This window comes from Kitasatospora sp. NPDC041988 (assembly GCF_055588525.1).
Genome location: NZ_JBVJCO010000039.1, coordinates 7,184 through 21,861 on the forward strand (window position 1 = coordinate 7,184; position 14,678 = coordinate 21,861).

Sequence of the window (14,678 nt, forward strand, 5' to 3'; positions counted from 1 at the left end):
TGGTTGGCATGGCAACGCCCAGAGAGCTACACCCCACCGGGGGGGGTCTGGTGGTCCGGGGTATCACCTCCCCGGCGTGGTGGCCGGGCCCCCACCCCCCCGGCCACCAGGGGTGTCACGCGCCGCGCAGCCCGGGAGGGCGGCGGCGGGCGACGGACGGGCTACTTGACCTCGCGGCCCGACAGCCGCTCGACGCCGCGCAGCAGCGCCGAGTGGTCGAGGGAGCCGTCACCGTTGGCGCGGGCCGAGGCGACCAGCTGGGCGACGACCGCGCCGACCGGCAGGGCGGCGCCGACGGCACGGGCGGCGTCGGTGACGATGCCCATGTCCTTGTGGTGCAGGTCGATGCGGAAGCCGGGGGCGAACTCGCGGCCCAGCATGTTGGCCTTCTTGCGGTTGAGCACGGTCGAGCCGGCCAGGCCGCCGCCGAGCACGTCCAGCGCCGCGGCGAGGTCGACGCCGGCGTTCTCCAGGAAGACCACGGCCTCGGCCAGGACCTGGATGTTGACGGCGACGATCAGCTGGTTGGCGGCCTTGACGGTCTGGCCGGCGCCGGCCGGGCCGACGTGGACGACCGTGGTGCCCAGCACGTCGAACAGCGGCTTCGCCTCGGCGAAGTCCTCGGCCGCGCCACCGACCATGATCGACAGCACCGCCTCGACGGCACCGGCCTCGCCGCCGGAGACCGGGGCGTCCAGGGTGCGGACGCCCTTCTCCTTGGCGGCGGCCTCGACCTTGATCGAGGTCTGCGGGGTGATGCTCGACATGTCGATCACGAGGGTGCCCGGCTTCACGTTCTCCAGCACACCGCCCTCGCCCAGGATGGCCTGCTCGACGTGCGGGTCGGCCGGGACCATCGTGATGACGACCTCGGCGTCCTTCACCGCGTCCGCGATGCTGGTCGCACCGTGGCCGCCGGCCGCGACCAGGGCGTCGATCTGCGGCTGGGTGAGGTTGAAGCCGGTGACGTGGTGACCGGCCTTGACGAGGTTGGCGGCCATCGGGCTGCCCATGATGCCGAGGCCGATGAAGGCGATCTTGCGGCTCATCGCGTCGTTCCTTTGTACGAGGTGGGGTGTGGGGTGCCGAAGGGCTTACCGAGCGGCGCGCGTCACTTGGACGGGCGCAGCTCGCGCGGGAGCCACTCGAAGCTGTCGGCGCTGACGCCGGTGGAGGGGCGGTACTCCAGGCCGATCCGGCCGCCCGCGGCGGAGCCGCTGATCGGTCCATAGCCGGCGGCGGTGAGGCGGGCGAAGAGGTCCTCGAAGTCCAGCTCGCCGGTGCCGGGCTCGTTGCGGCCCGGGTTGTCGGCGATCTGCACGTGGCCGAAGCGGTCGGCGTAGGTGTCGATGACGGCCGCCAGGTCCTCGCCGTTCTTGGCCAGGTGGTACAGGTCGCAGAGGAACTTCGCGTTGCCGAGGCCGGTCGCGGCGTTCACCTTGTCGACGACCTCGACGGCGGCGGCGGCGGAGACCAGCGGGTAGTCCGGGGACTCCGGCTTGTTGAGCGCCTCGACCAGCAGGATCGCGCCGACCTCGTGGGCGGCCTTGGCCGCGAGGACGAGGTTCTCCAGCGCGAGGGCGTCCTGCTCGGCCGGGTCCACGCCTTCGACCCGGTTGCCGTAGAGGGCGTTGAGCGCCTTGGTGCCGAGCGAGGCGGCGAGCTCGGCAGCGACCGGGACGTTGGCCCGGAAGCGCTCCCGCTCGGACGGTACGGAGACGGTACCGCGGGCGCCCTTGCTCAGGTCGTCCAGGAAGTTGAGGCCGGTGAGCTGCACGCCGGCGTCGGTGAAGGCCTTGCGGAGCTCGTCCTGCTCGGCCTGCGACGGGGCGTGCTCCGCGCCGAACGGCCACCACAGCTCGGCGGCGGTGAAGCCGGCGGCGGCGGCTGCGGCCGGGCGCTCCAGGAGCGGCAGCTCGTTGAACAGGATCGACAGGTTGACCGTGAAGCTGTGCTGGGCGGCGGCCGTCACGTCAATCACCTCTCACTCTCTTCCTTCATCCGCAACTTCCACGATCCGGAAGAGGGATTCTGCTTGGTGGAAGCATGTCCGCACCGCCGAGCGGGTGTCAAGACTGCCGCAACAATTTGTTGAAGCCGACCGAAACCGCTCCACCCCAGGCCCGGCCACTGTTCGATCGACCAGCCCCTGACCTCGCCGGCGCCCGCTCGCTAGAGTGAGCGGGTGCGATTGATGGTGGAGTTCACGACAGAACCGTTCGAACTGGACACGTTCCCGGAGCACGCCGTGGCGGCCCGGAAGGTGGTCGACGAGGCCGGCCTGGCCGTCTCGGTCGGCCCGTTCGGCACCGGCGCGGAAGGCGAGGCCGAACAGGTCCTGGCCGCCGTGACCAACCTGCTCCGGGAGACCCTGGACGCCGGCGCGACCCGGATCTCCGTCCAGGTCAGCGTCCTCGGCGAGGAGGGCGGTACGCCATGACCGATCACCTGGAACACCCGCTCTCCGCGGCGATAAAGCCGCTGCTGGCCGCCGTCGGCGCGACGCCCGTCCCGCTGGACGAGGCCAAGGCCGAGGACGTCGTCCTCGAATGGGAGGGCGCCCCGGCACTGGCCGTCCGGCTGCCGCACCTGAGCAGCGCGCTGGACCGCCTGCTGGCCGAGATGACCCGCCAGTTCGACGGCCGCCCGTTGTCCGAGCTGGACCGCTGGGAGAAGCAGCGCGTGGTCGCGCTGCTGGAGGAACGAGGCGCCTTCACCGTCCGCCACGGGGTGGAGACGGTCGCCACGGCACTGGGCGTGAGCCGCTTCACCGTGTACAACTACCTCAACCGCCAGGACGGCTCGAAGTCCGGCTGAGCACCGCCGGACACGCCCTCACGGGTGTGCCCGGGTGAGCCCTGCCGGCCCGGCCAGTCTTCACCAGCCCCCGGCGGGGCACACTTGTCTCATCGCACACGAAACGGCCCGGTAACCGGGGCCGGTTCAAAACGTAACCACCAACCGTTCAACAAAGTGTTGACGGCCCGGGTGGGTGGATCTAGCTTGTGCGGGTGGCACCACTCTTCAGGAGGTCCACCCGTGACCAACCACCCCCACGCCCTTGACGCCCTGGCGGCGGCCGACGCCGCCGAGCTGAGGACGATCCTGCTGGAGGTCTGCTCCAGCCCCCGTTGGGCCGACGCCGTCGCGGCGGCCCGCCCGTGGTCCGGCCGTGAGGCCCTGCTCGACGCCAACGCGTCGGCCATGGCCTCGCTCACGGCCGCGGACCTGCACGACGCGATGGCCGGCCACGCCCGGATCGGCAAGCCCAAGACGGGCGACGCCACCTCCGAGCGCGAGCAGGCCGGCATCAAGGGAGTGGACACCGCACTCCTCGACGAACTGCACGACGCCAACGCGGCCTACGAGGCCAAGTTCGGCCATGTGTTCCTGATCTGCGCCACCGGCCGCACCGCGGACACCATGCTCGCCGCCCTGCGCGAGCGCTTCCCCAACGACGCCGCCACCGAGGCGGAGATCGTCCGGGGCGAACTGCGCAAGATCAACGACATTCGCATCAACCGCCTGCTCGACGAGGCCTGACGTCACCTCTGACGTAACGTCAGTTCTTTCCGACGTAGAGTCACATCTGCCATCAGTAAGGTCACTTCACCCATGACTGGCATCTCCACCCACGTGCTCGACACCAGCCTCGGCCGCCCGGCCGAGGGTGTCCCGGTCGAGCTCGCACTGCACACCGAGGGTGGCTGGAAGGTGCTCGGCACCTCCGCCACGGACTCCGACGGCCGGGCCAAGGACCTGCCGGCCGTGGAGGCGGGCTCGGTCGTCCGGCTCCTGTTCGACACCGCGGCCTACTACGCCGCGAAGTCGGACGAGACGCCGTTCTTCCCCGAGGTCTCGATCGTCTTCACGGTCGCGCCCGCGCAGCACCACTACCACGTGCCGCTGCTGCTCAACCCGTTCGGATACTCGGTCTACCGCGGAAGCTAGACCGCTTGATTGATTGGGAGCCAAGTCATGGCCCACGTGCTCGGTCAGAACCAGTACGGCAAGGCGGAGAACCGCATCGTCCGGATCTACCGTGACTCGACCCGTCACGAGATCAAGGACCTGAACGTCTCGGTCTCCCTCCAGGGCGAGTTCGAGGACGTCCACCTCACCGGGTCGAACGCCAACTGCCTGCCCACCGACACGACGAAGAACACCGTGTACGCCTTCGCCAAGGAGTACGGGATCGAGTCGGCGGAACAGTTCGGCATCACCCTGGCGCGGCACTTCGTGGACGACACCGAGCGCGGTGTGGTGCACAGCGCCCGGATCCGGATCGAGGAGTACGTCTGGGACCGGATCAAGACGCCGGACAACTCGGCCCGCTTCATCGGCTCCGAGGAGCTCGGCCACTCCTTCGTCCGCAACGGGCAGGAGACCCGCACCACCGAGATCGTCTACGACGGCGAGACCGTCCAGGTCATCTCGGGCCTCAAGGACCTCATCGTGATGAACTCCACCAACTCGGAGTTCTGGGGCTACATCAAGGACAAGTACACGACCCTCCAGGAGGCGTACGACCGCATCCTCGCCACCCAGGTGACGGCGCGGTGGAAGTACGGCTTCAGCGGCCGTGACGGCGAGGCCCAGCCCAACTGGAACCGCTCCTACACCCACGTGCGGCGGCACCTGCTGGAGGCCTTCGCCGAGACCTACTCGTACTCGCTGCAGCAGACCCTGCACGCGATGGGGACCCGCGTCCTGAACAACCGCGCGGAGGTGGACGAGGTCCGACTGGAGCTCCCCAACAAGCACCACTTCCTCGTCGACTTGGAGCCGTTCGGCCTCAAGAACGACAACGAGGTGTACTACGCCGCCGACCGGATGTACGGCCTGATCGAGGGCACCGTGCACCGCGAGGGCGTGGTACCGGTCATCCCGGTCGCCTGACCTCCCCACCCTCATGACCCCGTCCGGCACGGTTGCACCCTCCGGCCCCCTGTGGCCGGCCGATGCCGGACGGACCGCAACACCCGCACTACCAGCACCTCCCGCTGTACCTGCACCACCTGTTTCTCCATCCCCCACCCACCGGAGATCGTGCCCGCCTCACGGCGGCCGGCCCCGGGTGCTGGAGAGGCCGGCCGAGGGACCCTTGCACCGCCGTCCCGCCCTCGGCCAGGGCAGTACCAGCCAGTCTCCAGCGCCATGGGCGCGTCGCGAGCCACGGGCACAAGAGGGGCTCGACATGGCACCCAGCAACACCGGCAACACCGACGGCGGTTCCACCCCTGCAAGATCTTCTGGTCCGGACGGTGCGTCAAGCAGCCTCCCCGGCAAGCCGTCCGGACCGGAAACCCACCCCGTGGACGAGTTGCTGCCACCGGTGAAGCTCATCTCCACCGGTCTGCAGCACGTCGCCGCGATGTACGCGGGAGTCGTCGCTCCCCCGCTCATCGTCGGCGCCGGCGTGGGGCTCTCCCCCACCGAGCTCGCCCTGCTCATCTCGGCCAGCCTGTTCACCGCCGGACTGGCCACCCTGCTCCAGACCCTCGGCATCTGGAAGATCGGAGCGCGGCTGCCGTTCGTGAACGGCGTCTCGTTCGCGGGCGTCGCGCCCATGATCGCCATCGCCAAGGAGCACGGACCGAAGGACGCCCTCCCGGTGATCTTCGGAGCGGTGATCGTCGCGGGGCTCCTGTGCTTCCTCGCGGCACCGTACTTCTGCAAGCTGATCAGGTTCTTCCCACCGGTCGTCCAGGGCACCGTGATCACCCTCATCGGGGTGTCCCTGCTCCCGGTGGCGGTGAACTGGGCACGCGGCGGCTCGCCGGGCGCCCCCGGATACGGCTCCATGCGGGCCATCGGCCTCGCCGCGATCACCCTCACCGCGGTGGTGCTCTGCAACCGGCTGCTGCGCGGCTTCTGGCAACAGCTCTCACTGCTCGTCGGACTGGCGATCGGCACCCTGCTCGCCTTCCCGCTGGGCCTGGCCGACTTCGGCTCGGTCCAGGACGCGAAGATCTTCGCGCTCCCCTCCCCGTTCCATTTCGGCGCCCCCATCTTCGACGCGGCCGCGATCGCCTCGCTCTGCATCGTCATGGTGGTCTCGATGACCGAGTCCACCGCCGACATGCTGGCGCTCGGCAAGATCGTCGACCGTGAGGCCGACGAGCCCGTGCTCGCCGCCGGCCTGCGGGCCGACGGACTGGCCACCGCGATCAGCCCGGTCTTCAACGGGTTCGCCGCCAGCGCCTTCGCCCAGAACATCGGGCTGGTGGCACTGACGAAGATCCGCAGCCGTTTCGTGGTCGCGGCCGGCGGAGGCATCCTGATCCTGCTCGGGCTCTTCCCGGTGCTCGGGTCGGTCGTCTCCCTGGTGCCGCAGCCCGTCCTCGGCGGCGCCGGGATCGTGCTCTTCGGCACGGTCGCGGCAAGCGGCATCCGGACCCTCGCGGAGGCCGGAATGGAATCCAGCTCGAACACCATCCTGGTGTCGGTCTCGCTCGGCGTCGGCATCATCCCGATCGCCGTCCCGGCCTTCTACGACGCGTTCCCGGAGGCCGTCCGCACCTTGATGCACTCCGGGATCTCGGCCGGCTGCGTGATGGCCGTCCTGCTCAACCTGCTCTTCCACCACGTCGGAGTCGCCCGCCGGTCGCCGGCCGACGGGAAATCCGGCACGACGGTGCCGACGGCGACACCGTCCTGACCCACCGGGCGGGCATGCGCCCCATGCCCGCCCGGCCTCCCCCATAGGAGTTCCCCATGGCAGTCCAGCCTCCGCCCGCCGACCAGCGGATCGTGATCGAGAACGTCGCGATCGCGACGGTCGACGCCAACGACACCGAGTACGCCCGCGGCCACGTGGTCATCCTCGGCAACAAGATCGAGTCGGTCGGCGACGGCCCCGCCCCGGCGTGGCTGGACAACGTGGTACGCCGGATCAACGGTGAGGGCCACCTCGTCACCCCCGGCCTGGTCAACACCCACCACCACTTCTACCAGTGGATCACCCGCGGGCTCGCCCAGGACAACATCCTCTTCGACTGGCTGGTCGCCCTCTACCCGACCTGGGCCCGCATCGACGACAAGCTCGTCCACGCCGCCGCCCAGGGCTCGGCCGCCGCGCTGCTCAAGTCCGGCTGCACCACCGCCTCGGACCACCACTACGTGTTCCCGAAGGACGGCGGCGACATCCTCGGCGCCGAGATCGAGGCCGTCCAGGAGCTCGGCATGCGCTTCACCGCGCTGCGCGGCTCCATGGACCGCAGCAAGAAGGACGGCGGCCTGCCGCCGGACCACGCGGTCGAGAACACCGAGGAGATCCTGATCGCCTCCGAGGCGGCCGTGGACAAGTACCACGACTCCTCCTTCGACTCGATGCTGCAGATCGCCATCGCGCCCTGCTCGCCCTTCTCGGTCTCCACCGAGCTGATGCGCGAGGCCGCGCTGCTGGCCCGCCGCAAGGGCGTCCGGCTGCACACCCACGGCTCCGAGACCGCCGAGGAAGAGGCGTTCTGCAAGGAGCTGTTCGGCATGGGCCCGACCGACTACTTCGAGTCGGTGGGCTGGCTGGGCGAGGACGTCTGGATGGCGCACTGCGTCCACATGAACGACTCCGACATCGCCAAGTTCGCCGAGACCGGCACCGGCGTCGCCCACTGCCCGTCCTCCAACGCCCGCCTCGCCGCCGGCATCGCCCGCGTCCCGGACATGCTCAAGGCCGGCGTCCCCGTCGGCCTCGGCGTGGACGGCACCGCCTCCAACGAGTCCGGCGAGCTCGGCACCGAGCTGCGCAACGCGCTGCTGATCAACCGCCTGCACGGCTACCCGACCGCGCTCACCGGCCGGCAGGCCCTGCGCCTGGGCACCATGGGCGGCGCCCGGGTGCTCGGCCGGCAGAACGAGATCGGCTCGATCGAGGTCGGCAAGCTCGCGGACCTCGCGCTCTGGAAGATCGACGGCATCATGCACTCCTCGATCGCCGACCCGATCGCCGCCCTCACCCTCGGCGCGCTGCCGCCGCTGGCCACCCTCTTCGTCAACGGCAACGCCGTCGTCGAGAAGGGCCAGCTGACCACGGTGAACGAGGACCGGATCGCCCAGGCCTGCGCCCGCGCCGCCAAGGAGCTGGCCGCCCGCCCGGTGTAGTCCCGGTCGCCTCACCCGTTCGCAGTACCCCTGAACTCCGGGCCGCCCAGGGACGGTGCGTCACCCGGACTCCGTGCGCCACCGCTCAGGACGGTGCACGGAACACAGCCCCGGACCCACGGCGAGGGTCCGGGGCTGTGGCGTGCCCGCGCACTCCGGCCGGCCCGCTCCCACCCCCGTGGGGCGCGGGCCGACCGGCCTACCCGGCGCGCTCCGCCCCACGGGCGGCGTCATGGGTGGTACCGCGGGCGGCACCACGCTCGACGTCACGGGCGACGTCACGCTCGCCGCCACGAGCGACGTCACGGGCGGCGCCACGGACGGCCGCCGGCATGGCCAGACCGGCCAGCGCGAACAGCCCCGCCAGCGCCGCCCACCCGACGCGGCCGTGGTCGACGACCGTCACGGTGATCACCAGCGGGCCGATCACATGCGCGGCCGCCTGACCGCTCATGAACACCCCCTGGTACTCGCCGTGTGCCTGCGGATCGGCCAGGTCCAGACTGAGCGTCCAACCACCGGCCGAGGTCAGCAGCTCGCCGAGGCTGTGCACCAGCGCCCCCGCGAGGACCACCCCCGCCGCCAGGGCCGCCGGACCGGACTGCGCCGCCGCGTACACCAGGCAGGCGGCCGCCAGCAGCAGCGCACCCCGCGCACAGGCCCGCGCGGCCGGGACGACCCCGGTGACCCCGCGGCTCGCCCGGACCTGGAACACCACCACCAGCAGGCAGTTGACCACGTTCACCGCGGAGACCACCGCCGCCGGCGCATCCGTGGCGAGCACGATCCAGAGCGGCAGGCCCACGCTGAGCACCGCGAGCTGCAGCTCCAGCACCGCGTGCATCCCGGTGACCAGCAGGTACCGGCGGTCCCGCAGCGCCGTTCGCCGCTTCACCGGCCCGCCCGCGGCGCCCGCCGGGCGGGCCGCCTCGTCCGGGACGGGCAGGCCGACCAGCAGCGCCGCCGCACCCAGGAAGCTCACCGCGTCCAGCGCCAGCACGGCCACATAGCCGGCGTAGGCGTCGGCCTGCAGGGCGAGCGCCGCGCCACCGGAGCCCACGACGAGACCGGCGTTCATCACCGAGCGCAGCAGCGCCCGGGCGCGGACCTGGCTCTCGGCGGGCAGCGCCCGGGCGATCAGGGCGCTGCGCACCGCCACCGAACCGCGCTCCAGCACCGTCGCCGCACAGGCCAGTGCCACGAAGGCGGCGAAGGAGTGCACGAACGCGTAGCCGAGCACCGCCGCGGCCTCCAGCGGCCCGACCACCAGCAGCAGCCGCTTGCTGCCGACCCGGTCGGCCAGCCGCCCCATCGGCACGCCGGCGAGCACGCCGCAGACGCCGGCCGCGGTGAGCCCGAGCGCGACCCGGCCGGGCGTCAGGCCGATGGAACGGGTGAAGAACAGCACGCTCACCGTGACGAAGAGCCCGTTCCCGACGGTGTTCACCAGGCTCATCAGGACGAGCCGGCGCAGGAGCGGATCGTCCGGCAGAAGGCGGCCGACAGCAGCGGGGCGCACCGCGGTGGAGGTCATGGCAGAAGCACAGCGGGCTTCCCGGGCGGGCGGAATTCTTTTACCGTTACGGTCAATGTTCGAGTTCCGCTTCGGCGTTGACGACCTCGCCGCCACCTGGTTCGCCTACTCGCCGCTCCAGGAGGCGGTGCTGAGCCTTCGTGCCCGCCGGTCCGCCGCCCGCTATCCGGAGCAACAGCCGTGGATCGCCGGCTGGCGCTCCCGGTACGAGACGCTGGACACCGCGCTGCTGGAGTCGCTGATCGCGCCGGTCGGCTTCGTGCCGGACTTCCTCACCCCCCGTCCGGCGGCCCCCCGCCCGGACTTCCGCGCCGAACTCGCGCGGCTGGCGGCCACACCGCCGGAGGTGGTGCGCGCCGACGTGCTCGCCGCGTACCGGGGCGACGGGAGCCCGCTGCCGCCCGTGCTGGCAGGGCTCATCGACGACCCGGCGGCGCTCACCGCGCGGGTGGCCGAGGCGCTGGAGGCGTACTGGACGCGCTGCCTCGCCCCGGCCTGGTGGCCGAGGGCGCGGTCGGTGCTGGAGGCGGACATCGCGTACCGGGGCCGGATGCTCTCGGAGCGCGGCGCGGAGGGGCTCTTCGCCGATCTCGACGTGCGGCTCTCCTGGCGTGCCGGGGTGCTGCGGCTCACCGATCCCCACCCGGCCGTGCAGGCCGTGGGCGCCTCGGTGGACGTCGCCGGGCGGGGGCTGGTGCTGATCCCGACGCTGTTCGGGCTCGGTGCGCAGACCGACATCACCCAGGTGGGGCCGCCGCTGATCGCCTACCCCGCGCGCGGCAAGGCGACCATGGGCGAGGGCCTGGACGCCGGTCTCCGCGGGGAGCAGGGCGGGCCGGGCGGGCCGCTGGCCGGGCTGATCGGCCCGCCGCGGGCCAGGCTGCTCGTCCTGTTGGAGACCCCCGCCAGCACCACCGAACTCGCCCACCGTCTGGGCGTCACCCCGGGCGCGGTCAGCCGCCATCTCGGCGCGCTCGCCGCCGCCGGCCTGCTCGACCGCACCCGGCACGGCCGCAGTGTCCTCTACCGCCGCAGCCGGCTCGGCGACGCCCTGGTCGGGCGGGAGTCCTGACGGGGGCCGTCCTGCCGGCGGTGGGCGCGGCTCAGGCCGTGCGGCCCAGGGTGGCGAGGTAGGCGCGCCAGCCGCCGTGGTGGGTGATCTCGCGGTGGACGCCGCGGTCGGCCTCACCGCGGGCCAGCAGCATGGAGAGGCAGGCGGAGCCGTCGGCCAGCTCGATGACGCCGAGCTCGAGCTCGCGCGGCTCGCCGGGGAGGATGACGTCGCGGAGGTGTTCGAGGGTGATGTCGTACAGCTCGCCCTCGATCGCGGTGCCGGCGGCCGGGTCCGGGTGCAGGCCGGGGCAGACGTCGCCGATGGAGAAGAAGCGGTAGCCGGGCGCGGTGCGGACCGGGCCGATCAGGGCGTCGGCGACGGAGGCGTGGAACGGGCCGCCGACCATGGCCTGGCCGTTGAAGAAGATGCGGGGCATGGGGGTTCCTCGGGGGAAACGGCCGTTCCGTACGGCGACGAGAGGACAGGTGGATTCGTCGCCGTACGGAACGGAGCAATGGGGCGGGAGGAGTGCTACAGCCTGGCAGGCGGCAGCCTCTTCCGCACTGGATAGATTGGGGCTCAGCCCAGCAGGGGAAGCGCGGGGAGGGTCAGGAAGTCCGCGAACTCCTCGGCCAGGGCGACCTGTTCGAAGAGCTTGGCGGCCTCGCGCCAGCGCCCACCGGCGTAGGCGTCCTCGCCCAGCTCGGCCCGGAGCCCGGCGAGCTCCTCGGCCACCAGGCGGCGCACGAGGTCGGCGGTGGCCTTCTCACCGGTGTCGGAGAGCACGACGCCGTTGTTGATCCACTGCCAGATCTGCGAGCGGGAGATCTCGGCGGTGGCGGCGTCCTCCATCATGTTGAAGATGCCGACGGCCCCGAGGCCGCGCAGCCAGGCCTCGATGTAGCGGACTCCGACCTGGACGGCGTTGTGCAGGCCCGCATGGGTGCAGGTCCCGCCGGCGCCGGCGATGTCGAGCAGCTGGGCGGCGGTGACGGGCTCGGCCGGGCCCGGGTTGTCCTTCTGGTTCGGGCGGTCACCGAGGACGGCGTCGAAGGAGGCGCGGGCGACGGGGACGAGGTCCGGGTGGGCGACCCAGGAGCCGTCGAAGCCGTTGCCGGCCTCGCGGTCCTTGTCGGCCTTGACCTTCTCCAGGGCCGCTGCGTTGACCTCGGGGTCCTTGCGGCTGGGGATGAACGCGGCCATGCCGCCGATCGCGTGGGCGCCGCGGCGGTGGCAGGTCTGCACCAGCAGCCGGGTGTAGGCGGCCATGAACGGGGACGCCATGGTGACGGTGTTGCGGTCGGGCAGGATGTAGTGCTCGCCGGCGTCGCGGAAGTTCTTGACGATCGAGAACAGGTAGTCCCAGCGGCCGGCGTTGAGCCCGGCGGCGTGCTCGCGCAGCTCGTGGAGGATCTCCTCCATCTCGAACGCGGCCGTGATGGTCTCGATCAGCACGGTGGCCCGGATGGTGCCGTGCGGGATGCCCAGGGCGGCCTGGGCGTGGGTGAAGACGTCGTTCCACAGCCGGGCTTCGAGGTGGCTCTCGGTCTTCGGCAGGTAGAAGTACGGGCCGGAGTTCGGGTCCTCGGCGCCGCGGGCGATCAGCCGGGCCGCGTTGTGGAAGAAGTAGAGGCCGAAGTCGAAGAAGGCACCGGCCACCGGCAGGCCGTCGACGAGCAGGTGGTTCTCGTCCAGGTGCCAGCCGCGCGGGCGGACCACGACGGTGGCGAGTTCGGCGGCGGGCTTGAGGGTGTAGGCCTTGCCGGCCGAGGACGTGAAGTCGATCCGGCCCTCGAAGGCGTCGATCAGGTTGACCTGACCGCCGACCACGTTCTCCCAGGTCGGGGAGGTGGCGTCCTCGAAGTCGGCGAGCCAGACGCGGGCGCCGGAGTTCAGGGCGTTGATGACCATCTTGCGGTCGGTGGGGCCGGTGATCTCGACCCGGCGGTCCTGGAGCGCGCGCGGGGCCTCGGCCACCGTCCAGTCGCCTTCGCGCACGGCGGCCGTCTCGGGGAGGAAGTCCAGGGTGCCGGCGCGGGCGATCTCCGCGCGGCGGGTCTTGCGGCGGGCCAGGAGCTCCTGTCGGCGGTCCTCGAAGGCGCGGTGAAGCCCGACGACGAAGGCGACCGCCTCCGGAGTGAGCACCTCCTCCGCCCGATGGACGCGCGGACCGGCGACAGTGACGACCGGAGCGGCGGGGGAGGCGCCGGCGGGTCCCTGATCTGTAGCCATGAGCAGGACACTCCTAAGACGGTTGAGCATGGCGAAGGGAGCTCCGGTGGGAACTTCCTTGATCTGAACCGATCTGAACCCCACTACTGGCGGGTTCGATTCTGTAAGGTGGAGACTAGTTTCCGCGATACAGAATTTCAACGGTTTGTTGAGGTGATCGCAGGGACTCTACTCCTCCCCCGACATCGAAGGGAACGCCGGTGGTTGCGACCCCCGACACAGCATCGACGACGGGCAAGGACCGCGCGAGCGGCGGTGTGCAGTCCGTCGAGCGCGCCTTCCAGCTGCTGGAGGCGCTGGCCGACTCCGGCGGCGTGGCGACGCTCAGCGAGCTCTCCACCACCTCCGGGCTTCCGATGCCCACCATCCACCGACTGGTTCGTACCCTCGTCCAGCAGGGCTATGTGCGCCAGGACACCGCGCGCCGCTACACCCTCGGCCCGCGGCTGATCCGGCTCGGCGAGACGGCCGGCCGGCTGCTCGGCAGCTGGGCCCGCCCCTACCTGGCCGAACTGATGGAGGCCACCGGCGAGACGGCCAACCTGGCCGTGCTGGAGGGCGGCGAGGTGGTCTACGTCGGGCAGGTGCAGTCGCGGCGCTCGATGCGGATGTTCACCGAGGTCGGCCGCCGGGTGCAGCCTCACTGCACCGGTGTCGGCAAGGCCCTGCTGGCCCAGCTGTCCGAGGAGGAGGCGCGGGCGGTCCTCGGCCCCAACCCGCTGCCGGCGCACACCTCGTACACCGTGACCGACCCGCAGGAGCTGCTGCTCCAGTTGGCGGAGGCGCGCGAGCGCGGCTATGTGGTGGACGACCAGGAGCAGGAGATCGGGGTGCGCTGCATCGCCCTCGCGGTGCCGGGCGCGCCGACCCCGACGGCGCTCTCGGTCTCCGGCCCGGAGGCCCGGATCCGGGCACTGGAGGAGCAGGCCGGAGCGGCCTCCCTGGTACCGGTGATGCACCACATCGCGGCCCGGCTGGGGCAGGTCCTGGCCCCCTGACCCGACGTCACCGAGGGTTTCGCGCCCAGGAAGCCGGCCCGGTGAACCCCTGCGGATGTGTTCGCCCGTTCGAGCGGCCCGAGGGCGGGTTGGCCCGGCCACGGCGGGCCGGTCGGTCACGCTGGGTGCGGACGCGCCCCGCGACGGTGCGGGGCGCCGGAACGCAGAGGGCAGGGTGAGCGGCGATGTCGCGCAGTGGATCCGTACGGGGTTACTTCGGCAGGTCACTGACGGTGGGGTCGGTGCTGGTGGCGCTGGCCGCCGGGCCGGCGTGGGCGTGTCCGGGCGCCGACCCGGAGCCCGGGGGCGATCCGGCTGCGGAGGTCGCCGCACCCGCGGCACCGGCGGCGTCCGACTCCGACCTGGAGGTGGTCCGGATCGACCCGGCCGCCGCCGCGCCCGGCGGCACCACCACGGTGCACGCCTTCATCGCCAACACCGGACCGGACCGGACGGCCTCCCCGTTCACCGTGGTGGTCACCCTGCCGGAGGGGGTGACGGCCGAGGGGCCGTTCTTCCCGGAGAACTGCTACGACTTCCAGAACGGCCACCGGGTGCGCTGCACCTTCCCGGCCGGGCTGGGCGCGTACCAGAGCGCGACGGCGCAGGTCCCGGTCCGACTCGCCCCCACCGTCCCCGTCGGCGACCTGAGCGGCGGCTATGTCGCGGTGCGCGGTGACGACGACCGGAACGATGCGAACAACCGGCAGCCGTTCACGATCCACGTCGTGGAGACCGCCCGCTCCTGACGGGGCAG

At 71.7% G+C, this 14,678-nt stretch carries 15 protein-coding genes; 10 read left to right on the forward strand and 5 right to left on the reverse strand.

The annotated features are described in order from the left end of the window. Nucleotides 1-161: 161 nt before the first annotated feature. Nucleotides 162-1,049: a 2-hydroxy-3-oxopropionate reductase gene (locus ACZ6NC_RS30890; protein WP_465737145.1), complete on the reverse strand. Its 888-nt coding sequence runs from the start codon at nucleotides 1,047-1,049 to the stop codon at nucleotides 162-164. A 62-nt stretch (nucleotides 1,050-1,111) separates the two neighbouring features. Continuing rightward, complete coding sequence (locus tag ACZ6NC_RS30895; protein ID WP_465737146.1) at nucleotides 1,112-1,981, reverse strand: TIM barrel protein; 870 nt, start codon at nucleotides 1,979-1,981, stop codon at nucleotides 1,112-1,114. Nucleotides 1,982-2,194: 213 nt separating this feature from the next. Between ACZ6NC_RS30895 and ACZ6NC_RS30900 the strand changes: the two genes are divergently transcribed. From ACZ6NC_RS30900 to ACZ6NC_RS30930, 7 genes are all read left to right on the forward strand, one after another. After that, nucleotides 2,195-2,440, forward strand: a complete 246-nt coding sequence (locus ACZ6NC_RS30900) for a thiamine-binding protein (RefSeq protein WP_465737224.1) — start codon at nucleotides 2,195-2,197, stop codon at nucleotides 2,438-2,440. Continuing rightward, on the forward strand, nucleotides 2,437-2,817 hold the full coding sequence (locus ACZ6NC_RS30905; RefSeq protein WP_465737147.1) for a helix-turn-helix domain-containing protein: 381 nt from the start codon (nucleotides 2,437-2,439) through the stop codon (nucleotides 2,815-2,817). Before ACZ6NC_RS30900 ends, ACZ6NC_RS30905 begins: the two co-directional genes overlap by 4 nt. 222 nt (nucleotides 2,818-3,039) lie before the next feature. Continuing rightward, on the forward strand, nucleotides 3,040-3,543 hold the full coding sequence (gene uraD / locus ACZ6NC_RS30910) for a 2-oxo-4-hydroxy-4-carboxy-5-ureidoimidazoline decarboxylase (RefSeq protein ID WP_465737148.1): 504 nt from the start codon (nucleotides 3,040-3,042) through the stop codon (nucleotides 3,541-3,543). A 72-nt stretch (nucleotides 3,544-3,615) separates the two neighbouring features. Then, complete coding sequence (gene uraH / locus ACZ6NC_RS30915) at nucleotides 3,616-3,951, forward strand: hydroxyisourate hydrolase (protein WP_209409037.1); 336 nt, start codon at nucleotides 3,616-3,618, stop codon at nucleotides 3,949-3,951. 27 nt (nucleotides 3,952-3,978) lie between these two features. Beyond that, nucleotides 3,979-4,899 (forward strand): factor-independent urate hydroxylase, encoded by a 921-nt coding sequence (gene pucL / locus ACZ6NC_RS30920; protein WP_465737149.1) that lies wholly within the window; start codon nucleotides 3,979-3,981, stop codon nucleotides 4,897-4,899. Nucleotides 4,900-5,197: 298 nt separating this feature from the next. Beyond that, on the forward strand, nucleotides 5,198-6,661 hold the full coding sequence (locus ACZ6NC_RS30925) for a nucleobase:cation symporter-2 family protein (RefSeq protein ID WP_465737150.1): 1,464 nt from the start codon (nucleotides 5,198-5,200) through the stop codon (nucleotides 6,659-6,661). A 56-nt stretch (nucleotides 6,662-6,717) separates the two neighbouring features. Further along, the gene (locus ACZ6NC_RS30930; RefSeq protein ID WP_465737151.1) at nucleotides 6,718-8,103 is read left to right on the forward strand and encodes an 8-oxoguanine deaminase; all 1,386 of its coding nucleotides are present in this window, start codon (nucleotides 6,718-6,720) and stop codon (nucleotides 8,101-8,103) included. Nucleotides 8,104-8,302: 199 nt separating this feature from the next. On the opposite strand, the gene ACZ6NC_RS30935 is transcribed toward ACZ6NC_RS30930, so the two are convergent. Next, complete coding sequence (locus ACZ6NC_RS30935; protein WP_465737152.1) at nucleotides 8,303-9,637, reverse strand: MFS transporter; 1,335 nt, start codon at nucleotides 9,635-9,637, stop codon at nucleotides 8,303-8,305. A 55-nt stretch (nucleotides 9,638-9,692) separates the two neighbouring features. Between ACZ6NC_RS30935 and ACZ6NC_RS30940 the strand changes: the two genes are divergently transcribed. Further along, nucleotides 9,693-10,709, forward strand: coding sequence for a helix-turn-helix domain-containing protein (locus ACZ6NC_RS30940; protein ID WP_465737153.1), 1,017 nt, complete (start codon nucleotides 9,693-9,695; stop codon nucleotides 10,707-10,709). Between the two features lie 31 nt (nucleotides 10,710-10,740). On the opposite strand, the gene ACZ6NC_RS30945 is transcribed toward ACZ6NC_RS30940, so the two are convergent. Both ACZ6NC_RS30945 and aceB read right to left on the reverse strand, forming a co-directional pair. Then, entirely contained in the window at nucleotides 10,741-11,127 is a 387-nt protein-coding gene (locus tag ACZ6NC_RS30945) for an allophanate hydrolase-related protein (protein WP_465544830.1), read from the reverse strand. Nucleotides 11,128-11,270: 143 nt separating this feature from the next. Continuing rightward, nucleotides 11,271-12,923: a malate synthase A gene (gene aceB / locus ACZ6NC_RS30950; RefSeq protein ID WP_465737154.1), complete on the reverse strand. Its 1,653-nt coding sequence runs from the start codon at nucleotides 12,921-12,923 to the stop codon at nucleotides 11,271-11,273. 200 nt (nucleotides 12,924-13,123) lie between these two features. Between aceB and ACZ6NC_RS30955 the strand changes: the two genes are divergently transcribed. Further along, nucleotides 13,124-13,921: an IclR family transcriptional regulator gene (locus ACZ6NC_RS30955; protein WP_465737155.1), complete on the forward strand. Its 798-nt coding sequence runs from the start codon at nucleotides 13,124-13,126 to the stop codon at nucleotides 13,919-13,921. A 185-nt stretch (nucleotides 13,922-14,106) separates the two neighbouring features. Then, entirely contained in the window at nucleotides 14,107-14,670 is a 564-nt protein-coding gene (locus tag ACZ6NC_RS30960; protein ID WP_465737156.1) for a hypothetical protein, read from the forward strand. The last annotated feature ends 8 nt before the right edge of the window (nucleotides 14,671-14,678 follow it).

What these genes read in the sequence shown, in the direction of transcription:
- ACZ6NC_RS30890 (WP_465737145.1), bottom strand. Translation starts at nt 1,049, where the DNA reads ATGAGCCGCAAGATCGCCTTCATCGGCCTCGGCATCATGGGCAGCCCG.
- ACZ6NC_RS30900 (WP_465737224.1), top strand. Translation starts at nt 2,195, where the DNA reads ATGGTGGAGTTCACGACAGAACCGTTCGAACTGGACACGTTCCCGGAG.
- ACZ6NC_RS30905 (WP_465737147.1), top strand. Translation starts at nt 2,437, where the DNA reads ATGACCGATCACCTGGAACACCCGCTCTCCGCGGCGATAAAGCCGCTG.
- uraH (WP_209409037.1), top strand. Translation starts at nt 3,616, where the DNA reads ATGACTGGCATCTCCACCCACGTGCTCGACACCAGCCTCGGCCGCCCG.
- pucL (WP_465737149.1), top strand. Translation starts at nt 3,979, where the DNA reads ATGGCCCACGTGCTCGGTCAGAACCAGTACGGCAAGGCGGAGAACCGC.
- ACZ6NC_RS30925 (WP_465737150.1), top strand. Translation starts at nt 5,198, where the DNA reads ATGGCACCCAGCAACACCGGCAACACCGACGGCGGTTCCACCCCTGCA.
- ACZ6NC_RS30930 (WP_465737151.1), top strand. Translation starts at nt 6,718, where the DNA reads ATGGCAGTCCAGCCTCCGCCCGCCGACCAGCGGATCGTGATCGAGAAC.
- ACZ6NC_RS30935 (WP_465737152.1), bottom strand. Translation starts at nt 9,637, where the DNA reads ATGACCTCCACCGCGGTGCGCCCCGCTGCTGTCGGCCGCCTTCTGCCG.
- ACZ6NC_RS30940 (WP_465737153.1), top strand. Translation starts at nt 9,693, where the DNA reads ATGTTCGAGTTCCGCTTCGGCGTTGACGACCTCGCCGCCACCTGGTTC.
- ACZ6NC_RS30945 (WP_465544830.1), bottom strand. Translation starts at nt 11,127, where the DNA reads ATGCCCCGCATCTTCTTCAACGGCCAGGCCATGGTCGGCGGCCCGTTC.
- aceB (WP_465737154.1), bottom strand. Translation starts at nt 12,923, where the DNA reads ATGGCTACAGATCAGGGACCCGCCGGCGCCTCCCCCGCCGCTCCGGTC.
- ACZ6NC_RS30960 (WP_465737156.1), top strand. Translation starts at nt 14,107, where the DNA reads ATGTCGCGCAGTGGATCCGTACGGGGTTACTTCGGCAGGTCACTGACG.